The 23,978-nt window shown below is 31.1% G+C and carries 23 protein-coding genes and 1 pseudogene; 11 read left to right on the top strand and 13 right to left on the bottom strand.

Annotated features, from left to right (window positions below; all coding sequences use genetic code 11):
* Window positions 1-204: 204 nt before the first annotated feature.
* The gene (gene fakB1 / locus HMPREF3058_RS07400) at window positions 205-1,071 is read right to left on the bottom strand and encodes a fatty acid kinase binding subunit FakB1 (protein ID WP_002445939.1); all 867 of its coding nucleotides are present in this window, start codon (window positions 1,069-1,071) and stop codon (window positions 205-207) included.
* Between the two features lie 144 nt (window positions 1,072-1,215).
* Between fakB1 and HMPREF3058_RS07395 the strand changes: the two genes are divergently transcribed.
* Window positions 1,216-1,857: a YigZ family protein gene (locus HMPREF3058_RS07395; protein WP_002445938.1), complete on the top strand. Its 642-nt coding sequence runs from the start codon at window positions 1,216-1,218 to the stop codon at window positions 1,855-1,857.
* Between the two features lie 59 nt (window positions 1,858-1,916).
* On the opposite strand, the gene HMPREF3058_RS07390 is transcribed toward HMPREF3058_RS07395, so the two are convergent.
* Window positions 1,917-2,996, bottom strand: a complete 1,080-nt coding sequence (locus HMPREF3058_RS07390) for a glycosyltransferase family 4 protein (protein ID WP_002457593.1) — start codon at window positions 2,994-2,996, stop codon at window positions 1,917-1,919.
* Between the two features lie 341 nt (window positions 2,997-3,337).
* Between HMPREF3058_RS07390 and HMPREF3058_RS07385 the strand changes: the two genes are divergently transcribed.
* The 4 genes from HMPREF3058_RS07385 (at window position 3,338) to pepT (ending at window position 7,134) form a co-directional block, all read left to right on the top strand.
* Window positions 3,338-4,408, top strand: a complete 1,071-nt coding sequence (locus HMPREF3058_RS07385; protein ID WP_070731281.1) for a GGDEF domain-containing protein GdpS — start codon at window positions 3,338-3,340, stop codon at window positions 4,406-4,408.
* Window positions 4,409-4,603: 195 nt separating this feature from the next.
* Complete coding sequence (locus tag HMPREF3058_RS07380; RefSeq protein WP_002445935.1) at window positions 4,604-5,365, top strand: threonine/serine exporter family protein; 762 nt, start codon at window positions 4,604-4,606, stop codon at window positions 5,363-5,365.
* A gap of 15 nt (window positions 5,366-5,380) precedes the next feature.
* A complete protein-coding gene (locus HMPREF3058_RS07375) occupies window positions 5,381-5,875 on the top strand; it encodes a threonine/serine exporter family protein (protein WP_001829634.1) in 495 nt (164 codons plus the stop codon).
* A 20-nt stretch (window positions 5,876-5,895) separates the two neighbouring features.
* Window positions 5,896-7,134 carry a peptidase T gene (gene pepT, locus HMPREF3058_RS07370; RefSeq protein ID WP_070731240.1) on the top strand — a complete coding sequence of 413 codons (1,239 nt, stop codon included), beginning with the start codon at window positions 5,896-5,898 and terminating at the stop codon, window positions 7,132-7,134.
* 90 nt (window positions 7,135-7,224) lie between these two features.
* On the opposite strand, the gene HMPREF3058_RS07365 is transcribed toward pepT, so the two are convergent.
* The 3 genes from HMPREF3058_RS07365 to HMPREF3058_RS07355 all read right to left on the bottom strand — a co-directional run bounded on the left by HMPREF3058_RS07365 (window position 7,225) and on the right by HMPREF3058_RS07355 (window position 9,985).
* The gene (locus HMPREF3058_RS07365; protein WP_002457596.1) at window positions 7,225-8,355 is read right to left on the bottom strand and encodes a glycerate kinase; all 1,131 of its coding nucleotides are present in this window, start codon (window positions 8,353-8,355) and stop codon (window positions 7,225-7,227) included.
* 270 nt (window positions 8,356-8,625) lie between these two features.
* Window positions 8,626-8,946: a bacillithiol system redox-active protein YtxJ gene (gene ytxJ, locus HMPREF3058_RS07360; protein WP_001829675.1), complete on the bottom strand. Its 321-nt coding sequence runs from the start codon at window positions 8,944-8,946 to the stop codon at window positions 8,626-8,628.
* Window positions 8,947-9,094: 148 nt separating this feature from the next.
* Window positions 9,095-9,985 (bottom strand): EMYY motif lipoprotein, encoded by an 891-nt coding sequence (locus HMPREF3058_RS07355; protein WP_002491236.1) that lies wholly within the window; start codon window positions 9,983-9,985, stop codon window positions 9,095-9,097.
* 116 nt (window positions 9,986-10,101) lie between these two features.
* On the opposite strand from HMPREF3058_RS07355, the gene HMPREF3058_RS07350 reads away from it, so the two are divergent.
* From HMPREF3058_RS07350 to HMPREF3058_RS07340, 3 genes are all read left to right on the top strand, one after another.
* Window positions 10,102-10,629: a GrpB family protein gene (locus tag HMPREF3058_RS07350; protein ID WP_002457598.1), complete on the top strand. Its 528-nt coding sequence runs from the start codon at window positions 10,102-10,104 to the stop codon at window positions 10,627-10,629.
* A 116-nt stretch (window positions 10,630-10,745) separates the two neighbouring features.
* Window positions 10,746-11,678, top strand: coding sequence for a UDP-N-acetylmuramate dehydrogenase (gene murB, locus HMPREF3058_RS07345; protein ID WP_002445929.1), 933 nt, complete (start codon window positions 10,746-10,748; stop codon window positions 11,676-11,678).
* Between the two features lie 21 nt (window positions 11,679-11,699).
* Window positions 11,700-12,014 carry a CHY zinc finger protein gene (locus HMPREF3058_RS07340; RefSeq protein WP_001829567.1) on the top strand — a complete coding sequence of 105 codons (315 nt, stop codon included), beginning with the start codon at window positions 11,700-11,702 and terminating at the stop codon, window positions 12,012-12,014.
* A 151-nt stretch (window positions 12,015-12,165) separates the two neighbouring features.
* On the opposite strand, the gene HMPREF3058_RS07335 is transcribed toward HMPREF3058_RS07340, so the two are convergent.
* The 8 genes and pseudogenes from HMPREF3058_RS07335 to nrdI all read right to left on the bottom strand — a co-directional run bounded on the left by HMPREF3058_RS07335 (window position 12,166) and on the right by nrdI (window position 19,781).
* Window positions 12,166-13,209: a ferrated catecholamine ABC transporter substrate-binding lipoprotein SstD gene (locus tag HMPREF3058_RS07335; protein WP_002491213.1), complete on the bottom strand. Its 1,044-nt coding sequence runs from the start codon at window positions 13,207-13,209 to the stop codon at window positions 12,166-12,168.
* Between the two features lie 79 nt (window positions 13,210-13,288).
* Window positions 13,289-14,068: an iron ABC transporter ATP-binding protein gene (locus HMPREF3058_RS07330; protein WP_002491215.1), complete on the bottom strand. Its 780-nt coding sequence runs from the start codon at window positions 14,066-14,068 to the stop codon at window positions 13,289-13,291.
* A complete protein-coding gene (locus HMPREF3058_RS07325; RefSeq protein ID WP_002491218.1) occupies window positions 14,065-15,024 on the bottom strand; it encodes an iron chelate uptake ABC transporter family permease subunit in 960 nt (319 codons plus the stop codon). Before HMPREF3058_RS07325 ends, HMPREF3058_RS07330 begins: the two co-directional genes overlap by 4 nt.
* Entirely contained in the window at window positions 15,008-15,982 is a 975-nt protein-coding gene (locus HMPREF3058_RS07320; protein WP_002491228.1) for an ABC transporter permease, read from the bottom strand. Before HMPREF3058_RS07320 ends, HMPREF3058_RS07325 begins: the two co-directional genes overlap by 17 nt.
* Before the next feature lie 15 nt (window positions 15,983-15,997).
* A pseudogene (locus HMPREF3058_RS11870) lies at window positions 15,998-16,253 on the bottom strand (hypothetical protein).
* Window positions 16,228-17,196 (bottom strand): class 1b ribonucleoside-diphosphate reductase subunit beta, encoded by a 969-nt coding sequence (gene nrdF / locus HMPREF3058_RS07315; protein WP_001829597.1) that lies wholly within the window; start codon window positions 17,194-17,196, stop codon window positions 16,228-16,230. The pseudogene HMPREF3058_RS11870 and the gene nrdF overlap by 26 nt, the downstream one beginning before the upstream one ends.
* Before the next feature lie 118 nt (window positions 17,197-17,314).
* Window positions 17,315-19,420: a class 1b ribonucleoside-diphosphate reductase subunit alpha gene (gene nrdE, locus HMPREF3058_RS07310; protein ID WP_002457603.1), complete on the bottom strand. Its 2,106-nt coding sequence runs from the start codon at window positions 19,418-19,420 to the stop codon at window positions 17,315-17,317.
* The gene (gene nrdI, locus HMPREF3058_RS07305; RefSeq protein ID WP_001829589.1) at window positions 19,383-19,781 is read right to left on the bottom strand and encodes a class Ib ribonucleoside-diphosphate reductase assembly flavoprotein NrdI; all 399 of its coding nucleotides are present in this window, start codon (window positions 19,779-19,781) and stop codon (window positions 19,383-19,385) included. The genes nrdE and nrdI overlap by 38 nt, the downstream gene beginning before the upstream one ends.
* 753 nt (window positions 19,782-20,534) lie before the next feature.
* Here nrdI and HMPREF3058_RS07300 point away from each other — a divergent pair.
* The 3 genes from HMPREF3058_RS07300 (at window position 20,535) to HMPREF3058_RS07290 (ending at window position 23,711) form a co-directional block, all read left to right on the top strand.
* Window positions 20,535-21,410, top strand: a complete 876-nt coding sequence (locus HMPREF3058_RS07300) for a DMT family transporter (RefSeq protein ID WP_002473943.1) — start codon at window positions 20,535-20,537, stop codon at window positions 21,408-21,410.
* A gap of 13 nt (window positions 21,411-21,423) precedes the next feature.
* Complete coding sequence (gene queF, locus HMPREF3058_RS07295; RefSeq protein WP_002468857.1) at window positions 21,424-21,924, top strand: preQ(1) synthase; 501 nt, start codon at window positions 21,424-21,426, stop codon at window positions 21,922-21,924.
* A gap of 281 nt (window positions 21,925-22,205) precedes the next feature.
* Window positions 22,206-23,711 carry a peptide MFS transporter gene (locus HMPREF3058_RS07290; protein WP_002491237.1) on the top strand — a complete coding sequence of 502 codons (1,506 nt, stop codon included), beginning with the start codon at window positions 22,206-22,208 and terminating at the stop codon, window positions 23,709-23,711.
* Window positions 23,712-23,978: the final 267 nt, after the last annotated feature.

The raw sequence follows: 23,978 nt of genomic DNA, 5'->3' as shown, positions 1-23,978 counted from the left end.
TGTCTTTTATAACACCTTTTGAAACTTGAGATGCTAATTCATCTTCAAGTTGATGCGTTGGAGAAATCAGTCTGCCGTAATATTTAATTTTATTTCACTACTTTCAAAAAAGTCTGAAATACTCAAATAAGCGAACACAAGTGATATCTAATGATATTACCACTGTGTTCTTTCCTATCAAGCTTTCAGACTTTTGATTATATATTAATTAATGTCTATTCTTCTTGGAAAGTAACCCAATCCTAAACCGCCTGATCCTAAATGTGATGCTATCACTGGTCCAAATTCACAATACTGAATATGAACATTAGGATGATCTTCCTTTAATTGCTGAAGAAATGACTTTCCATCTTCTGTTTTATCACCGTTTATTACAAATACAGTCACATCTTCCAAGCCTTCTATTTCTTTAAAAATGTTTGTTTCTAAAGATTTTAGCGCACGTTTTTTTGTACGTACTTTTTCGTGTGGATGTATTTTACCATCTTCTTCAAAATGCAAGACAGGTTTCATTTTCAACAATGTACCTACCCAAGCTTGAGCTCCAGTGATACGACCACTTTTTTGTAAATTTTTTAAATCATCAACAATTAAGTATGCACCAATATGTTGTCTTATTTCAGTTAGTTCATTAATAATATCATCAGGTTTATATCCCTTTTGTACCAATTGAGCAGCGTAAATTGCAAAGCTACCTTCAATCATCGCAGCAAGACGGCTATCAAACGTATGTACTTGAATATCTTCAACCATTTCACCAGCTTGTGTTGCTGAAGGATAGCTTCCGCTTATACCACTTGATAAGTTAATCACGATGACATCAGTGTATCCTTGTTCTCTTAATCTTTCAAAATTCTCAATCCAATCGCCAATAGCAGGTTGGCTTGTTGTTGGTATAGTTTTAGATGAAGCCATTTTTTTATAAAAATCATCTACAGAAAAATCATCACTCTCAGTGAAATTCACTCCATCATCGAAAGTTACACTTAGTGAAGCGACTGGTATGTTATATTGATCTATTATATGTTGTGGTAAATAACTTGTAGAATCGGTCATAACTGCAATCTTCATCTTAATACTTATCCTCCTCAATTATACTCATAGTTATGATACAATAATTTTTTAAAAAAGAAAATATCATCGTAATAATTTAGAACCTATCTTGTTACGTGTATAATATTGTTAGAAAACTGAATTGTAGGTGGCAAAAATAAGATGGATAAATCCATAATTACTATTAAACAAGCACATTCAATTGAAAATGTGATAAGTAAATCACGCTTTATAGCATATATTAAGCCTGTTTCGACTGAAAATGAAGCAAAAGCTTTTATAGATGAAATTAAAATAAAGCATAAAGATGCAACTCATAATTGCTCAGCCTATACTGTCGGACCGGAGATGAATATTCAAAAAGCAAACGACGATGGCGAACCAAGTGGAACAGCCGGCATCCCAATGCTTGAGATACTGAAAAAATTAGAGATACACAATGTTTGCGTCGTCGTGACACGCTACTTCGGTGGTATCAAATTAGGTGCAGGCGGTCTTATTAGGGCATATAGTGGCGCCGTGCGTGACGTGATATATGATATGGGTAGAGTCGAATTAAGAGAAGCTATTCCAGTAACCGTTACGTTAGATTATGATCAGACAGGAAAATTTGAATATGAACTTGCCTCTACCACATTCTTATTAAGAGAACAATTTTATACCGATAAAGTAAGTTATCAAATTGACGTAGTAAAAAATGAATATGATACTTTTATAGACTTTTTAAATCGAATTACTTCCGGAAATTATGATTTGAAACAAGAAGACATTAAACTATTACCTTTTGATATTGAAACCAATTAAATAAAAAACACTATGTAAGTTAAAGCAACGCGTGCTTATGACCTACATAGTGTTTTTTATTATGAACGATGATGTTCATCATAATGATGTGGCTTGCCATTCCCTTTTTTTGTAATTAAATTTAATATTGGTCGATAATTATCATCTATTAATCCAGTAAATTCAACGATCAACTCAATCGTAAAGACAATGAGAATGAACATCATAAGTGCACCCAAAGGTTGGGACAAATAGAGGATAACACTAGATAAACTAAACATAATCGCTATTGAATAAATAAGTAAAACGGTTTGTCTATGGGTATATCCTAAAGCAAGTAATTTATGATGTAAATGTGACTTGTCTGCTTGCATTATATGTTGTCCTTTTTTCATTCGACGAATCATTGCAAACAATGTATCAATAAATGGCACTGCTAATATAACAATAGGAAAGAATAAAGCAATAAATGTGATGTTTTTAAAGCCGAGTAATGATAAGAAACCGATAATAAATCCTATCATTAATGCGCCACTATCACCTAGGAAAATTTTCGCTGGGTGAAAGTTATAAAACAAGAAACCAAGTAAAGACCCTAAAAGTACACAACAAATCATGATAATAAATATGTTCGCTTGTAAAATAGCGATGAATCCAATAGTCATTAATGCCAATGCTGAGACGCCTGAGGCAAGTCCATCAAGTCCGTCGATAAGATTAATAGCATTGGTAATTGCTACAATCCATATTACTGTAATAGGAATACTAAATATGCCAAAATGAATCGTTGGTCCAATTGGCAATGAAATAAAGTCAATTGTAATTCCATAAAACGTAACAATTAAAGCTGCAACAATTTGACCTGCTAACTTTAAATAAGGTCTTAGATCGTAAATATCATCAATCAATCCAACCATATACATTGTAATTGCACCTAATATAAGCGGTTTAACCTCACGTTCAATAGGGTGTCCGAGCCAAATCCCTATTAAGAAAGAAAATAAAATGACCGTTCCTCCCATCACTGAGATAGGTTTCGTATGTACTTTTCTGAAATTAGGACGATCTACTAAATCTAATTTTTTTGATATTACAATAATAATGGGTGTAATTATTAAACTGACTATCATAGTAAAAGCTATAAGTAATAGTGTATACATCAGTTCACCTTCATTGAATAAGTTGTACCTCACGCTATGTAAAATTTGTTATCTATCATTTTTAATGCAATATTTATATGCGCAAATATTTATCAACCATAAATGTCGTTTTCATTGAACTAAAATCATAAATATCCATGTTACATAGCTATTGTCTAAATTACAAAGATTAACCTTTACATTATCTTTGTATTGTCTATACATTTTTTTAATCATACCATTTAAGTGCTTATTTTAACATTAAATACCATTGTTTGTGTGTAATTTCTGTTGCTAGATGATGACAAATTGTAAGTTTTCACTTACAATAGCTAATGGTTAAAAAAGGAGTCGGTATGGAAATGTTTGAAGCTATCATATATAACATATCTGTCATGGTGGCAGGAATATATTTATTTCATAGGTTACAATATTCTGAAAATAAAAGAATGATTTTTTCTAAAGAATATGTAACAGTACTAATGACATTCGTTTCTTTACTTTTAGCGGCATACCCTATCCCGTTTCAGAACGAATACCTCGTTCATTTAACATTTGTACCTCTTTTGTTTTTAGGACGTTATACCAACATGATATATACACTCACGGCTGCTTTTATCGTATCTTTAGTCGATGTATTTATCTTTGGAAACTCAATTATTTATGGTATTACATTAATCGTTATTGCAGGTATTGTCAGTGCAGTTGGACCATTTTTAAAGCAAAACGATATCATTTCTTTACTTATTTTAAATTTGATTAGCATTGTCATTTTGTTATTTTTAGCATTATTAAGTCCTATTTATGAACTCGTAGAGATTTTAGTGCTTATCCCTATTTCATTTATTATTACAATTGCTTCAGCAATAACATTCGTTGATATATGGCACTTTTTCTCTTTAGTCAATCGTTATGAAAATGAAGATAAATACGATTATCTTACAGGTCTAGGTAATGTAAAAGAATTTGATAGACACTTAAATGAGATCTCAAGTAAAGCTGAAGAAAAGAAACAAAGTTTAGCCTTACTTCTCATTGATATCGATGGCTTTAAAGATGTAAACGATCATTATTCACACCAATCAGGAGATGCTGTTCTCAAACAAATGTCTCAACTATTAAAAAACTATGTTCCAAACCAGTTCAAAATCTTTAGAAACGGTGGCGAAGAATTTTCTGTTGTAATCAGAGATTACACACTAGATCAAAGCGTGAAATTAGCAGAAAATATTCGAAGCGGTGTTGAAAAATCTTCTTTCCACCTACCAAACAAAGAAGTAATCAAGCTATCAGTTTCAATTGGTGTTGGATACTTAACTCAAGATGATCGTAAATCTCAACGTAAAGTATTTAAAGATGCTGATGATATGGTACATGTGGCTAAAAGTGAAGGAAGAAATAAAGTCATGTTTAATCCTATTGTCAAATTATAATCAATCTAAATGCTATGTTAACTGCTACGTAAAAAAATCATTAAAGCGTATACAGTTATGCATAGCATTTTTTTACTATTTTTAATTAGTATTGAAAATGTTATTAAAATCAAGCTCTCTATTGAAACTTAAGTCTTCAAGTTGTAAACTTCAATTGTTCATAAAAATATTAAATAGCTTCGGAGGTGATGAGATATGTCAGATTCAATCACTATCATTGATGAAAATAAAGTGATTGATGTAGTCTTAATTGCTGGGCGAATCTTACTTGAAGCAGGCGCTGAAACATATCGAATTGAGGATACAATGAATCGTATTGCCCATAGTTATGGTTTACATGATACATACAGTTTTGTGACATCAACTGCAATTATTTTCTCATTAAATGATCGTACTAGTACGAGATTGATTCGTATTCGCGAGCGTACAACCGACCTTGAGAAAATTGCTTTAACCAATAGCCTATCTCGTAAAATTTCGAGTAAGCAACTTACAATTGACGAAGCAAAAAACGAGTTACTGCAACTTAAACGTGCGTCTCTTCAGTTTTCTTTCTTAACAAATCTCATTGCTGCCTTTGTAGCTTGTGGTTTTTTCTTATTCATGTTTGGTGGCGTAGCTTCCGACGCTTGGATTGCATGTCTAGCGGGTGGCATAGCATTTTTAACGTTTAGTTTCGTGCAAAAGTATATACAAATTAAATTCTTTTCAGAGTTTGTGGCATCTGCTGTTGTTATTAGCATTGCAGCAATATTCACTAAACTAGGTATAGCTAAAAATCAAGACATTATTACTATTGCAAGTGTCATGCCTCTCGTTCCTGGTATTTTGATTACTAACGCTATTCGTGACTTACTTGCCGGAGAGTTACTTGCTGGTATGTCACGTGGTGTTGAAGCTGCTTTAACTGCATTTGCTATTGGTGCAGGCGTAGCTATTGTATTACTATTATTATAAGAAAGGCTGTTAGTTATGTTTATTTATCTGTTTCACTTTATCATTAGTTTCATTGCCACAGTTCTTTTTTCAATTATATTTAATGCACCTAAAAAATTGCTGTTAGCTTGTGGATTTGTTGGAGCTGTTGCTTGGACAATATATCAGATGACAGTAGGTATGGATTTAGGTAAAGTTGGCGCTTCATTTTTAGGAAGTCTAATATTAGGATTAATGAGTCATACAATGAGTAGACGGTACAAGCAACCTGTTATTATATTTATCGTCCCCGGCATTATACCTCTCGTTCCAGGTGGCGCAGCATATGAAGCTACAAGATTTTTAGTATCAAATGATTATACGAATGCAGTTAATACTTTTTTAGAGGTAACACTCATTTCTGGTGCAATTGCATTCGGTATACTTGTATCTGAAATCGTCTATTACATTTATTCACGCATCAAGCAATCTTATGGTAAAATCAAGGGTAAAACTTATAAAAAATCCTATAATATGAATAATAGAGTATAAATCTAAGGGGATGAACTCGTATGAAGAAACAAATTATCGAAAGATTAATGAGATATGTAAAAATTGATACACAATCTAATCCTGATTCCAAGACTACGCCATCTACGAATAAACAGTGGGATTTATTAAATCTATTAGAAGAAGAGCTTCAATCATTAGGCCTTAAAACAGACATGGATGAACATGGTTACTTATTTGCTACACTCGAAAGCAATATTAATTATAATGTACCTACTGTCGGTTTTTTAGCACATGTAGATACTTCACCAGATTTCAATGCTTCTCATGTAAATCCGCATATCATTGAAGCCTATAATGGGCAACCTATCAAACTTGGTGAATCTCAGCGTATCTTAAATCCTGATGTTTTTCCTGAATTAAATAAAGTTGTGGGGCATACACTAATGGTGACAGATGGTACATCTCTACTAGGCGCCGATGATAAAGCAGGTGTTGTGGAAATAATGGAAGGGATAAAGTATTTAATTGATCATCCTGAAATTAAACACGGTACAATTCGAGTAGGCTTTACACCTGATGAAGAAATTGGACGAGGCCCACATCAATTTGATGTTAGTCGATTTAATGCAGATTTTGCATATACAATGGATGGCAGTCAATTAGGAGAACTACAATTCGAAAGTTTCAATGCAGCAGAAGTAACTGTCACTTGTCACGGTGTTAACGTTCATCCAGGTTCAGCTAAAAATGCCATGGTTAATGCAATTAGTTTAGGTCAACAGTTTAATAGTTTACTTCCTTCACATGAAGTACCTGAAAGAACTGAAGGATATGAAGGATTCTATCATTTAATGAATTTTACAGGTAATGTTGAAAAAGCAACTCTACAATATATTATTCGCGACCATGATAAAGAGCAGTTTGAGCTACGTAAAAAACGCATGATGGAAATTCGTGATGATATTAATGTTCATTATAATCATTTTCCAATTAAAGTAGATGTACATGACCAATATTTTAACATGGCAGAAAAAATTAAACCTTTGAAACACATCATAGATATACCTAAACGTGTCTTTGACGCTTTAGACATCGTACCGAACACTGAACCTATTCGAGGTGGTACAGATGGATCACAATTATCTTTTATGGGGTTACCTACACCTAATATTTTTACGGGGTGTGGCAATTTCCACGGTCCTTTTGAATACGCTTCTATCGATGTAATGGAAAAAGCTGTTCATGTTGTCGTTGGTATTGCTCAAGAAGTAGCAAACAGCCATCAATCTTATAAATAACATAGAAAGCCATTGTCAGTATGTAGCTCTAAAACTACTTTTACTGTCAATGGCTTTTAAATTAAATGTGTATAAAAACTTTTTCTAATATTAGGATGAAAGCGGTAAGTTTATTTGCGTTTTCAATAATTTTAGTGCTTGTACTGTGTAATGTCTGATTTGAATACCCATCTTAAAATCTGTATATGAATCAGGCATATCAATAAATGTATTAAACATTGCTGTAACATTCAACGATTCAAACAAATCAAATTTATCATTTGTAGCACAAATTGCAATAGCTGGCTTGTTGTATTGTTGGGTAAGTTCTGCTATACGTATTGTTGTAGTCTCTAGAATTTGATCTTCTTCTTTCAAACCTTCTCCGAAAATAATAAGATCTGCCTGTTGAATTAAGTTTTCTAAATGTGTGATTTGATTCACTAATTCATGGCTTGTTAAAATCTCAGCTTGATAGAGACTATTTAATACAGCTGCTATACCACCTCCAGCACCACCGCGCTCGATTGGTCCCATTGCTATTTTCAATTCATTCTTAAATAATTCACTAAAATACCAAATTAAATTATCTATCTCGGCTGCTTCATTTTGAGACAAATCTAATGATTCGTATGTTTGCATGATTTCACTTTTTTTCCCATACAACCGACTTGAGAAATCTGACATTAATTGAATGTTTACCTTCGCTAATTGTGGATGAACACCTGATAAATCAATACGTCTAATATATTTTATTAAATCTGCACCTTTCCTCATATCGACAATTTGTGCTTCATCATCATAAAATCTTGCACCCAATGCTTGCAACATGCCTGCACCGCCATCAAAACTTCCTATTCCACCTAAAGAGATAACAAGATGTTCTGTATGATTGTCCAATGCTGCTTTTATAACCTCTCCCAAACCGTAACTTGATCGATGTTGAATAGGTTTTTTGCCATTTAAAAATAAGTGCCCTTCGATAATAGTCATACCACTATCCGTTTGTCCATATATTGCTTCGGTTTCTTTCATGTCAGCATCATGCGCACTCACACGATATTTATTTCCTGATTGCCAAAGAAAGACTGAATCTAATAATTCGTGACGACCGTTAAATAGTGGAACTTGAACGATATCTGCATCTTCAATTTGACTTGCTACCGCTTCTTCAACATATCTATTAGCTTGGTAACTAGAAATAATTTCATTAAATTCGTCCATGGCTACTAAAACTTTCATTGTCTTAACCACCTTATTTTTCTCTTTTCCAAAAATTATTTTAAACATACTAAAGGATGTATGAGAATAATCTATAAATCTAAGTAACAATGATTTGACATTAAAGGAATAACATATCTTCTGCATGTTCTTTATTATGTCCATTAATTATACTTATTATCACATTATACATAACTATTTTAAAATTTTCATAACATAAGAATAGCTTGCCTGTATCTGTCTAACATTGACATTTGAGGCAAGCTGCTTCATCATTTCATTCTTTTCTAATTATTCCTCAGCTTGAGCAAGTTGAGAAACGTTAATATCATCGTGATCTGCATTCCACTTCATTTCACCATCTACAAAATAAAAAGCTTGTGGTGATTCGTGTTTTACGTTTGTTTTCTCTGCGATATAATCAGATAGTTTACGCTCTTGTTGAACGATTAGATAATAACCATCTATGTCTCTTTCATATAAAAACTTATTAAATTGATCATACGCATTTGCAGAAATTGGACAAGTTTCACTGTGTTTTAATACAAAAACATATTTATTTTCTTCTAATACTTGTTCAAACTGGTCAATTGAACTCAGCTTAATAGCCATTCTATTCACCTCTAAAAATATTTATCACTTCATACTAAGCATATGCGTGAAATTTTTATCCCTAAAATCTTATCAATGGGTACAATTATACACACTCTGCTATGTAATGTTAACCATAAATTTTCAATTTTTTAAATTCAGATAGCATTTAATTTATACTTTCTTTTATTTTTTTAAATTCTCTTTTGAACGATTTATCCATTTCTGATATATCTTTTCCCTCTTTTGGCAATCGATCAACATCAATTTGAGCTAATTTTTCGCTAGTTTTAATCGTATCTACTCTCGTATCATAATAATTTTGCAAACTATAATACATCTCAATTGCATTTTTTCTAGCATTATCAACATGATTATCAGAAATATTTGTTTTATTAATATCCGTAATTTGTTTGTCAATAAGTGGTGAAATATGATCTTTGATTGCTTCTTTCGCTGAGTCAGAGTCATTATTTGAAGAATTTAAATATTTTTTAGCAGTATCTTTTAATTGTTGATTATTTTCTTCTAATTTTGATTTAAGTTGACTTGCATCTTCTTTATTTTGTGCTTTATTAATGTCAGACTCCACTTCAGTTCTATTTTTCTCGAATAATTTAGTATAATCCAAAATATCTTCATTATCTTTAATTGAGCGATTACATAAATCTACAAATTCTTTTAAATCATATATAGATTTCTCTTTATTTTCAACAGTTTTTAGATAATCCTCTTTCAAGTGCTTAACTTCATTAGTATCTGCTGTTAAATGTTGAGTGGAATTTTTATATTTTTTAAACTCAGGTATCAAATAGTTATTAATATCCTGCTGAAGTGCACGAAATTCTTTTTTATTTTTATCAGTGGTATCAGTTTTACTTAAATTATCTAACTCTTTTAATGGTATTTTATCCATAACTTTTTCTACACTGTGTTGTTTTTGATGAATTTCTTTATATTGACTTTCAAATTGTTTAATATCTCTTTTTGATTCATTTCCACAAGCAGATACAACTATGGTTAAAATGATAACTGTTATGATAAATAGTAGTTTTTTCATATTTGCACTCCTTATCACTAAACATTATACATAAACGTATTTATTATGAAAATGAATTGTGTTATAGTATGTCAGACTTTATTGTATATATTATTTTTATAAATGAGGAGTATTTCATGTACGCTAATGTTCAACCTTTTATTAAAAAAGAATCTATGAAACAATTTACATATGAATATAACAAAGTGAAAGACGTATTGTTTACAATTTTAGATTCTCCTATTAAATACACTCAGCATATCGGTGGTACCTGTCATTTTAATTATCAAACTGAACCCATTTTAGATATACTTGTTGGTGTAAATAACTTGCACGATATTACTTCACTAGATGAAAAGCGCTTAAATTATGCTGGATTTTATCGTTTGCACCATTCTTACAAGAAGAAAGTTGTCATGGCACGTTTTAATAATTTAAGTGAATTAAAACAAGAAGTAAGATTACATATTATTCAAATGAAAACTCCTCTTTTTAAACAATATCAAACAGTCAATCATTTATTACATAACGATAAAGCAATAGCAGAATGGTTTGCAAGTAAGAAAAATGAAATTGTGCAACATGCTAAAAAGATACGTGAATATGAGTCTCAAAAACAAAATTTGTTTGAGAAATTGTATAAGGAATCTAATTTGTTATCGTAAATACTCATAAAGTACGACATAACCATTTTATATTTATAATCAATTCATATATCCAAATTTCGCAAATAACTTTTATAATTGATATAATAATGTTGATATTAAGAAGATGAGAAAGGATGTTCAAAACATTGAATAAAAATGACATCTTACGCGGACTAGAGTCAATTCTTCCTAAAGATATTATTAAAGTGGATGAACCTCTCAAGCGTTATACATATACAGAAACAGGAGGAAAGGCAGATTTTTATTTATCCCCTACCAAAAATGAAGAAGTCCAAGCCATCGTAAAGTTTGCCCATGAGAACAGTATACCGGTAACTTATCTAGGAAATGGGTCGAACATCATCATTCGAGAAGGTGGAATTCGAGGAATCGTACTCAGCTTACTATCTCTCAATCATATTGAAACCTCTGATGATGCAATTATAGCAGGTAGTGGCGCAGCAATTATTGACGTTTCAAATGTTGCACGTGACCATGTATTAACCGGTTTAGAATTTGCATGCGGTATCCCTGGGTCAATTGGTGGCGCTGTATTCATGAATGCTGGTGCTTATGGTGGAGAAGTTAAAGACTGTATTGACTATGCATTATGTGTCAATGAAAAAGGTGATTTATTAAAGCTCACTACAGCTGAACTGGAATTAGACTATAGAAATAGTGTGGTACAACAAAAACATTTAGTTGTATTAGAGGCTGCTTTCACCTTAGAACCAGGTAAATTAGATGAAATTCAGGCTAAAATGGATGATCTTACTGAAAGACGTGAATCTAAACAACCACTTGAATTCCCTTCTTGCGGAAGTGTCTTCCAAAGACCACCGGGTCATTTTGCAGGTAAACTCATTCAAGATTCAAATTTACAGGGCTATCGAATTGGTGGCGTTGAAGTTTCAACTAAGCATGCTGGATTTATGGTTAATGTAGACAACGGAACAGCAACTGATTATGAAGCACTTATACATCACGTACAAAAAACAGTTAAAGAAAAATTTGATGTTGAATTGAATACTGAGGTACGTATTATAGGTGAACATCCTACAGATTAATTCTTTAAGGAGGGCACATCATTGGCAAAGGTTTATGGATCACTCATAGATAATGAAACACGATGTACACATTATTACTCATCTTTAGATGTTATTGCCATTAAATTTAAATGTTGCAACAAATATTATCCGTGTTATAAATGTCATAATGAACACGTATCTCATACAATTGAAAGATGGGCTGAAAATGAGTTTGATGAAAAAGCTATTATGTGTGGTGTTTGTAAACATGAGATGCGTATCCGTGACTATATGATGGTAGAAATGTGTCCTCGTTGTAAAGCGCATTTTAACAGTCGTTGTAAATTTCATTATCATTTATATTTTGAAGTATAAATAACTTGTTACAAAGTTTTTGAAATATTTGAGCTCCTAAAGTGAATTTTATTTAAAAATTCGTTTTAGGAGCTCTTCTTATATCAACATTCTATTCATGTATTTAAAGTTTTCTTCTTATACCTTGGTTGTTTTTTCTCTTATTATAAGATTATTTTTCAACTTTCTCTACTACTTCATTTAATTCATCAATTTGTTTGATAGTTGTCGTTGAAGATTCTGAAGAGAAATACCATAGTTTTGGATCTAATTCGTAAATATGATTACTTTTTACTGCTTTTACATTTTTTATAACTTTGTTTTTTAAAACTTGATTTGTTGTTGCTTTACCACCTACAACTGAACCACGATCCATAGCTAAAATAACATCTGGATTCTGTTTGTTAATATATTCATTATTTATATTTTGACCATGTGGGCTTTTGCTAACCTTTTTGTCTGCAGGTTTAAATCCTAATGTATCAAACACTAAACCACCAAATCTTCCTCCTGGTCCAAACGTTGATAGTTCACCTTCGTTAACCAATAAATACATTACTTTCTTATTAAAGTCTTTAGTTTTATCTTTCATATCAGATATTTTTCTATCTAAATCTTTATTAATTTTTTTAGCTTTATCTTCTTTATCGTAGATTTTCCCTAAATTTTCTGTATTTCTTTTCATATCTTTAATTAAGTTGTCATCACTTGTACCTACATATACGACTTTAGCTTTTGGTGCAGCTTTTTTAAATTCATCTAAATTTTTCTGATTAGCTGTTCTTCCTGAAATAAAAATCACATCTGGTTTAGCTGATGCAACTTTATCAAAATTCACTTCTTTTAAATTTCCAGTATTAATATACTTATCATCTTTAAATTCATCTAAAAAATTAGGTAAAGATTGGTTATTTTCACCTTTAGGTAAGCCTTTTACTTTATCAGCCACACCTAATTCTTTCAACACATCAAGTGCCCCATAATCTAACACAACGGCATTTTTAGGATTCTTTGGTACCTTGACAGTATTAGAGATTTTTTTCTTATCACTGCCATTATTTTCTTTACCACTTGTTTCAAAACTATTCTTGATTGTTACAGTTTCTTTAGAATCACTATTATTTTTTTTCGAAGTTGAATTATTATTCGAACTATTATTACAAGCCGTTAAAACTAAAACTAGAGACAATAATAAAAATAAGACTGTTTTTTTCATATGTGCAACTCCCTAATCAAATTTATAATTTCTTTTTCGTATGGATAACCTCTTTTACTATGAGTCTCAATTTTAATTATTAAACTGAGTCAAAAGTAGTTTCATCATAATATAGACAAATACGTTGTCCCTTTATCTCTTCTATACGTACTTCCATTTCATATAAACTTTTTAAAATGTCAGACTGAATAACATTATCTTTATCATCAGCTTTAACTAGCTCACCTTGTTTAAGCGCAATGATGTCGTCTGAATAACAAGAAGCAAAGTTGATATCATGTAATACGATAATGATTGTTTTATTTAACTGACGACATAAATCTCGTAACGTTTGCATAATCTGTACTGAATGTTTCATATCTAAATTATTTAAAGGCTCGTCTAATAATATATAATCAGTATCTTGTGCTATAGTCATAGCAATATATGCACGTTGTCGCTGACCTCCAGATAGTGTTTTAATATTACGATGTTTAATTTCATTAAGCTGTAATAAGTCGAGAGCATATTCCACTTTGTCATAGTCTTCTTGCTTCATTCGACCTTTTGAATATGGAAAACGACCAAATTTAACTAGTTGCTCGATAGTTATGTTCATATCAGTGTGATTAGATTGTTTTAAAATACTTAATTTTTTAGCTAAATCGTCAGTTTTATATTCTGAAATTTCTTTGTCTTCAATCAAAATTGAACCATTCTCATAACTAAATAAGCGACTGATAGCAGATAATAATGTACTCTTACCAGCACCGTTAGGCCCTATGAGTGAAGTCAATTTTCCCTTTTTAATATCTACGCTAATATCTTTTAAAATAGGTTTATTGTCTATCGTTTTATCTAAATTTCGAATTTGAATCAATTTGCATTTCTCCTTTTGACAAGCAAATATATGAAGTAACTTCCACCAACTAAATCTACTATCAAACTGAATTCAGTTGTTGCTTCGAATAGATTTTCAACTATCCATTGCGCTATAAATAAACTAATCCAGCTGAATAATATTGTTGCCGGTAAAATAAATTTGTGTTCATAGGTCTTCATAAATTCGTGTGCTAAGTTGACAGTTAATAAGCCAAGAAATGTTACAGGACCTATTAATGCAGTAGATATCGAGACGAGTAGAGCAACCAAAATAAGAAACATACGCGTCATATTTTCATAAGAAACACCTAGATTAATTGCTTGTGCTCTACCTAACAAAAGAACATCTAAATATGGTCGAAGTATTATTGTAACAATTATTAAGATAACTAATAATATGCCTGAAACAGTTACTAATTTAGAATTTGATGCTTCAAAGCTAGCAAACATAACATTTTGAACTGCTAAAAAAGATTCAGGATTCATTATAAGTTGGAGAAAACTTGTAATACTACGGAAGAAAGTTCCTAATATTACACCAACTAGTAATATGAAGTAGACTGAAAAGTGACCTAGTTTAAATATAACTTGAAATAGCAGCAATGAAAAAAGCACCATTGCAATCAAAGTGATTAAAAAATTAAGATAGATATTTGTAACCACGGTTGCTTGTTCACCTAAAATAAAAATAGGTAAGACTTTGACAAATAAATACACAGAATCAAGTCCCATAATAGAAGGAGTTAACAATCTATTCGTAGTAATAGATTGGAAAATAACTACAGACGTTCCTATCGCTGCTCCTACTAATAATATAAGAATAAATTTTTTGAAACGGCTTTGGAATTGATATTCAAATATATCAAAATCTAAACCTACCAATAAATAAAAAATTGACATACAAATTGCCATAACGACCAGTATACTTATTTTTTTACTAGTGCTCATTTGCATAATTTTTCCTACCTTTCATCAGCAAGATTAGGAAAATAATTGTGCCAAATACACCTATCGTCAATCCAATATTAATTTCGTAAGGGTAAACAATTATTCTACCAATAATATCAGCAATTAAAACAAAAATTGCACCGAGCATAAGTGTATGTGGTAATGCATTTTTCAAATGATCGCCTCTATAGATAGATATGATATTCGGTACGATTAAACCTAAAAATGGTAATGTTCCAACAGTAACAACAACTAATGCTGTTAGCGTTGCTGTTATGAATAATGCTATTTTAATGATTTTTTCATAACTTACACCTAAATTATGACTAAAGTCTTTTCCCATACCTGCAATAGTAAAATGATTTGCAAATACAAATGCCAAAATAAGTAATGGTATTGTAAGATACAACACCTCAAAACGACCACTCGTTATAACTGCAAAGTTACCAGTTAACCAGTTCCCAATACTTTGTAAAGCGTTGGTTCTCAACGCTACAAATGTAGTAAAACTAGATAAAATGCCACCAATCATAATGCCTAAAAGTGGAACAAAGATTACATCTTTCGCACGGATAAGATTAATTAATTGGACAAATAGAAACGTTCCAACAATACTTAGGACAACAGCAAATAATAATTTGATTAAAATGTGACCATTAGGAAAGAACAACAATGACAATAAAATACCTAATTTTGCCCACTCCATAGTGCCAGCAGTCGTTGGGCTTACAAATTTATTTTGCATCATCTGTTGCATAATTAATCCTGATAAAGCTAGTGAACTACCTGAAAGTAGAATGCTAACTGTTCTGGGAATTCGACTCGAAAACAAAATGTTCATTTGTTCATCACTTAAATGGAAAATATCTATTAGAGAGAGTTGACTCACCCCTATAAATAAAGAGACAATAGTTAAAATCACTAATAAAATAAATAAGGTATAACCTTTAAAAATAAATTTCATTAGTTATTCTCCTTGCTAAATATTAAAGATGTATAAGGTCAATATACGAAAGTAATGATAATGATTATCATTAACATCAATATTATAGACTCTATTTTCTTTTTTCAATAGTTTTTCATATTTTTTAGAAATTTTATAAATGTTTTATCCAGCAGTAATAATTCATCAGAAAATTTATAATACCAACTTTCATAAAAAAAGAGATTCCTACTAATTTTAATAGGAATCTCTTTAAAAGTACTATACTAATTATCAAAAACAAAGTCTTCATCACGAAGAGGCTCAACATTTAAAGCCAATGTATAGCCATCACCTTTAACAGAGAAGAAATCGTGGTTCTTTGTAGATGTATCTAGGGCATTTTCAATAATAGGATTAAACTCTCTTTCTTCGAAATATGGTTCAAAACCTAAATTCGATAATGCTTTATTTCCATTATATCGTACATAATTTAATACATCTTCAGCAAGGCCAATATCATCATATAATAAATGTGTATATGAAACTTCATTATCATAAAGTTCATTTAATAATTTATACATTTCTTGATCAGCTTTTTGTTTCTCACTTTCAGATAACTCATTACGCAGACTTTGTGCATCTAAACCTGTGAACACGCCATGTATAGATTCATCTAAAAGTATCTTACGTATAATTTCACCTGACGTAGTCATTTTTCCTTGTCCTGCGAGATATAATGGATAATAGAAGCCAGAATAGAATAGAAATGTTTCTAAGAACACACTAGAAACACGAGCAATATATTGATCATAAATCGATGCTTCTTTACCCCAAAGTTTGTGGTAATTTTCTACAATTTTATCTGATTTATATTTTAAATGTGGCTCCTCAATAACCCAAGTATCCAATAAATAATTGGTTTCGCTAGATGGTAATAAAGTAGTGAAGATATGAGAATAACTTTTCGCATGGATTTGTTCCATCATAGCCATAAATGAATAAACAGCTTTCTTTCTTAAATCAGTAGTATGAAGCATGATTAACGGCATACCATCATCAGCTTGATGTGTATCTAAACCTGTTAAACCTGCAAGCGCTTTTTTAAAAGTATTTTTCTCTGAATCTGTTAATGTTTTCCAACTTGCTATATCTTTTGATACTTTAAATTCTGTTTCCACCCACATTTGTGAGATATTTTGACGCCAGAACATATTAGTCATATCTTCTTGGGTGTTCCAATTTACCGCCTTCATTAAAATCCTCCTGTCGTATTTATGTATAAAATAAAGAGTTTTGAACCAATGTAAATCTATAATTTAAAGAAATACATCGATTCATCACTCTACCCTAAAATATTTACAACTTAATTAATTAAATTGCACAACTTGTACATTCTTCCACACTTAATAATTTATTACGTGTATAGTATAAGGATTTAAGCCCTTTATGGTGTGCATAGACATATAATCTTGAAAGCTCACGTGTTGAAATTTCTGAATTAACGTAAAGTATCGTTGAAATACCTTGGTCGACGTGAGTTTGAATTGTTGCTACTAAATCAATAAGTTTCATTTGGTCAGTATTAAATGCTGATTTGTAATACCACATTGTTTCTGGTGATAAAAATGGCATTGGATAAAATGTTTCTGCATTTCCATACGTACGACGTTCAATTTGATCAACAATAGGCATAACAGAACTTGTCGCATTTTGAACATAAGAAATACTTTGAGTCGGAGCAATAGCTAATCTATAAGCGTGATAAAGTCCATATTGTTCTACTTTATTTTGCAATTCTTTCCAATCATTTGAAGTAGGTATATCGATACCATCAAAAAGTTGGCGAACCTTTTCAAATTTCGGTTCAAATTCTTGAGATGTATAAAATTCAAAATATTTACCATTTGCATAGTCTGATTGCTCAAAATCTTGATACTTTTCTCCACGCTCTTTTGCAATTTCCATTGAACGTTCGATGGAATAATAGTTCATAATCATAAAGAATATATTAGCAAAGTCTTTTGCTTCTTCAGATTCATAGCCAATTTTATTTTTAGCTAAATAACCATGTAAGTTCATTACTCCTAGTCCAACAGAATGTAGTTCACTATTCGCTTTTTTTACACCTGGTGCATTTTGAATATTTGCTTCATCACTTACAACTGTAAGAGCATCCATACCTGTGAACACAGAATCTCTAAATTTACCTGATTCCATAACATTCACGATATTCAACGAACCTAAGTTACATGAAATATCTCTTTTAATTTCATCTTCAGTTCCATAGTCGTTGATTACTGATGTCTCTTGTAATTGGAAAATTTCAGTACATAAATTACTCATTTTAATTTGCCCAATATTTGAATTTGCATGTACTTTGTTTGCATTATCTTTAAACATAAGATATGGATAACCAGATTGTAATTGTGTTTGAGCAATCATATTTAACATTTCACGCGCGTCTTTTTTCTTTTTCTCGATATTAGGGTTTGCAACCATATCATCGTAATATTTTTCTAAATCAATATCATCTAAAGTCACACCGTATTCTTGTTTAACTGTATGAGGTGCAAACATATAGAAATCTTTACCCTCTTTTGCCAAATCAAAGAATTTAGAAGGCACAATAAGACCAGTCGAAATAGTAGATAAACGTAAATCTTCATCAGCATTCACTTTCTTAGTATCTAAAAACTCTTCAACATCGTAATGGAAAATATTTAAGTACACTGCCCCAGCGCCAGGACGTTGTCCTAATTGATCTGCATAACTAAATCCACCTTCAAGTGCCTTAGCAACAGGTAAAACACCTTTAGCTACACCTTTAATTCCTTTAATTGCTTCTCCACGTGCACGAAGTTTAGATAAATTAATGGCCACACCACCACCAATTTTACTAAGTTGTTTTGCAGTTGAGTCAATGAAATTAATAGAATTTAAGCTATCGTCTACTTCTAATAAGAAACATGAAACAAGTTCTCCACGTCTTGCTCTACCTGCATTCAAGAATGTTGGTGTCGCCGGTTGATAGCGTTGTTCCACCATTGCAGAAATAAATTGTTTAGCTTGTTTAACATTACCGTTCGCTAAATAAAGTGCAACGATTGCGACGTGCTGATTATAATCCTCAAGAAACTTAGTTTTATCATTCGTTTTTAAAGCATAATCTTTATAAAACTTACTTGCCGACATATAACTAGCAAATTGGAAGTGAATTGATTTTGCGTATTCAGTAATTTCACTTAATTCTGCTTCACTATATTTTTCGAAAACATTAAAATAAAAATTATTGTCAACAAGATAATGAAGTCTTTCGATTTCATCATCAAAGGAAATCATTTTATCATGGATTTCTTCAAGATACACCTTCAATGCTTCTTGATCTTTCTCTAAATTAAAGAAACCATTGTCTTTTCTCTTGGTCACTTCATTATTTAATTCAATATGATTGTATTTCTTTTCTTCCATGGTTTTCATTGAAATTGCCCACCTTATCCTTAAATTCAATAATGTCTTTATTTGTCCCTTGTACTTCAAACTTCATCATTAATGGAACTTTATATTCCTCAGAAATTGTATGGCCGGCTTTAGCGAAATTTTGTCCCCAATTTCGATTTCCACTCGCAGCAACAGCTTGTAACTGAGTATGATTTACATTTAAAAAAGATTGAACCGGCTGCGGCACCTCTCCAAATCCAATAGTGCCAGTAACTAAAATGTAGGGTTCATTAACTGATTCGTTACAATTATCTTGAGTAATTTCAAATGTATCTTTAATACCAGCACGACTAATAAATCGTCTAACATTACCAGAAAATGAATAATATACTACTTTCATTGGATCACCTTCTTTCGTCAACCATTGATTCTGCTAAAAGTAGATTAGAAATGATTAAATATCTTTAATATAATTTAAATCATCTACTTATAAAAACAGTTGAAAATAGTTACTTTTACGTAAAATTTTTTCAATCTGTAAATAGCCTTTAAAATATATAAATAACCACAATATATAGTGGTTAAAACTTAAATTTACACTACATGATAAATTATCTTTTTAGTAGGATTTTACTATAATTGCAATATTCCCGAGATAAAAGTAGTGTCAAATTGCATTAAAATGATTAAATGCTACAACGTTAGATTTTCAGTCAAACACTATATATAGTGTTTGTGCTTCTGATTTAATACTATATTCTGTGTTTCATTATACATAACTCATATCACTAATGAAAGTTAAAAATTAGTGGCAGTAACAACCTATCATTTGGAAAGTGCATCACTACGAGTTTAGTGTCATTATTTTAAAATAAAAAAATTTTTTTGAGTGTCTTTACTTGCTTTTCTATTGAAATTAGACATATAGAGTTAAATGAATAGTTACGTAAATTTCTACAATAACAGATATAAATTACATTTTTTAAAACATGATTCTAGCTTTTTATTAAATTGCACAACAGTTATAACAACTTCGAAAACGAACGTTTGTTCGATTTTTATTATAGCTCGTTTCCATTGAATTTTCAAGAACTTATGCATAGTTAGAGTTTATATGCTAATATAATGTCGTTAATCATATAATATTGAGGCGATGATATTGAATCCGAAAGTTAAAGGTATTATTGCTATATTGATTTCAGCTGTGGGTTTTAGTTTTATGTCAGTCTTTTTTAGACTGGCCGGTGATTTACCAGTCTTTCAAAAATCTCTAGCTAGAAATTTTGTAGCCATGTTTATACCATTATTTTTTATTTATAAGTATAGACAACCTATGTTTGGGAAATTAAGTAGTCAACCTCTACTCATCTCACGTTCAACACTTGGGTTAATCGGTGTCTTACTTAATATCTACGCAATTGATCACATGGTATTAAGCGATGCTGATACATTAATGAAATTAAATCCTTTTTGGACAATTGTTCTTAGTTTAATTTTTTTACATGAAAAGGTACGAAAATATCAAATTACGGCGATGATTATTGCTATATTAGGGATGCTTTTAATAGTTAAACCAGAATTTTCATCATCAGTTATTCCTTCAATAGCAGGATTACTATCAGGTATTTTTGCAGCATCTGCCTATACATGTGTTAGAGCACTCAGCACTCGTGAAAAACCTTATACGATAGTGTTTTATTTTTCATTATTCTCAGTTGTAGTGCTTATACCTTTTTCAATATTTACTTATACACCTATGACAACAATTCAAATTCTTTTCTTACTCGGCGCTGGATTATCAGCAGCTGTAGGACAAATTGGTATAACATTAGCTTATAGTTTTGCTCCAGCAAAAGATATCTCCATCTTCACATATGCGTCTATAATATTTACTGCATTATTTGGATTTATTCTGTTTGGAGAATCACCTGATATGCTTGCAACAGTAGGATATATTGTCATTATCGGAGCAAGTTACTATATGTTTGATAAAGCAAGACGTGAAACAACTATAAATCAAAATAATTAAAGGAGCTAGAAAATTGACACAAGGACGTCAAAAAGATGAATTAAAAGATATTACTTTATTAGGCAATCAAAATAACACTTATGAATTTGATTATAGACCGGAAGTTTTAGAAACTTTTGATAATAAGCATCAAGGTCGTGATTATTTTGTTAAGTTTAATTGTCCAGAATTCACATCACTATGCCCTATTACGGGTCAACCAGATTTTGCGACAATTTATATTTCGTATATCCCTAATATCAAGATGGTGGAATCTAAATCATTAAAGTTATATTTATTTAGTTTTAGAAACCACGGAGATTTTCACGAAGATTGTATGAATATTATTATGAATGATTTAATTAATTTAATGGACCCACATTATATTGAAGTTTGGGGTAAATTTACTCCAAGAGGTGGCATTTCCATAGATCCTTACACGAATTATGGTCGTCCTAATACAAAATATGAAAAAATGGCTGAACATCGATTAATGAATCATGATATGTATCCAGAAAAAATAGATAATCGTTAATATGTATTTTATAAAAATCTCTACTGTTATATTTGATGGTAGAGATTTTTGTTGCACTTTACTGCATTAAAGCGTATTTTATATATAGCGCGTCATTGAATAAATATAGTAATAAAATTATTGAAATTATATCATCGGATTAAATGTTACAAATTATATCAATTGATAGAATTTTCTTTTTTAAATTTTTTGAAAATTATTGAAATTTTTTTATCACAATAGTAAAATCACCTTAAAACAATTTAATAAGGTGATTTGGGCAAGAAAGGTTGGGATGATTTATGACTTCAAATAAGTCCCATGAACAAGCAATTCAAGAAATACCGCAACATGGATTCTTCGGACATCCAAAAGGATTAGGCGTTCTCTTTTTCGTAGAATTTTGGGAGAGATTCAGCTATTACGGAATGAGAGCAATGCTTATTTTTTATATGTATTTTGCACTCCAGGAAAACGGACTTGGAATGGACAAAACAACAGCCATGTCTATCATGTCTGTATATGGATCATTAATTTATATGTCTTCAATTCCAGGTGGCTGGATAGCTGATAGAATTACAGGTACCCGAGGTGCCACACTAATCGGAGCTATATTAATTATTATAGGTCACATATGTTTAAGCCTTCCTTTTGCAATGGTTGGTTTATTCACTTCTATGTTCTTTATTATTGTAGGATCAGGTTTAATGAAACCAAACATTTCAAATATTGTTGGTAGACTCTATCCCGAAAACGACGTACGTATGGATGCTGGATTTGTTATCTTCTATATGTCAGTGAATATGGGTGCACTCGTTTCACCAATTATTTTACAACACTATATCGATATTAGAAATTTCCATGGTGGCTTCTTGATTGCAGCAATAGGAATGGCTCTTGGATTAGTTTGGTACTTATTATTCAACCGTAAAACTTTAGGTAGTATCGGTATGAAACCGACGAACCCATTATCTTCTTCTGAAAAGAAAAAGTACGGAACAATCATCGGAATCGTTGTTATAGCAATAGTATTAATCCTTATGATTGCTTACTTTACACATACGCTATCATTTAATCTAATCAGTAATACTGTTTTAATTTTAGGTATTGCTTTACCAATCATTTACTTTACAACAATGATTAGAAGTAAAGAAGTTACTGATACTGAAAGATCAAGAGTAAAAGCATTTATTCCATTATTCATTTTAGGTATGTTATTTTGGTCAATTCAAGAACAGGGATCTAATGTATTAAATATCTATGGTATTGAAAACTCTGATATGAAATTAAATTTATTTGGTTGGAAAACACATTTTGGTGAAGCTATTTTCCAAACTATTAACCCATTATTTATTTTATTATTTGCACCCGTGGTTACTCTTTTATGGCAAAAGCTAGGAAAAAAACAACCTAGCCTACCTATTAAGTTTGCAATTGGTACTATTTTAGCAGGCGCATCTTACATACTTATGGGAGCAATCGGTCATATCTACGGGGATACACAATTCTCAGTTAACTGGGTTATTCTTTCCTACGTTATCTGTGTTATTGGTGAGCTTTGTCTCTCTCCAACTGGTAGTAGTGCAGCAGTTAAATTAGCACCTAAGGCGTTTAACGCACAAATGATGAGTCTTTGGTTATTAACTAACGCTTCAGCTCAGGCCATTAACGGGACATTAGTTAAATTAATTAAACCACTTGGTCAAACCAATTACTTTATCTTCTTAGGTGTTGTTGCAACCGTGATTACTTTAATTATATTAGCGTTTATTCCTAAGATTTCTAAAGCAATGAAAGGTATTCGCTAATCATTTGACTAAAATGAGATAGAATGTAATTCCTAGCAAAATAGCCAGTAAATGAGTTTTTTATAAATTCATTTACTGGCTTCTTTATTTATAATACTTCGTATTGTTGGCTCGCTTTCTTAATGAACAGCTTCAGCCTGTAGTCTTCAACTTATCCTGTTTCCTCAAGAATCTCGCCAAAATACTTTGTGTTTATATGTAATTTTACATTGAAATACTTAAAAAAATAAGGTCCTTTCGTATAATTTAATAAACATCACTAAACTA

It is taken from the genome of Staphylococcus sp. HMSC068G11 (assembly GCF_001815825.1).
Taxonomy (GTDB): domain Bacteria; phylum Bacillota; class Bacilli; order Staphylococcales; family Staphylococcaceae; genus Staphylococcus; species Staphylococcus epidermidis.
Note: the sequence above shows the minus strand (reverse complement) of the source record. Positions and strands in the feature narration are given on the sequence as shown.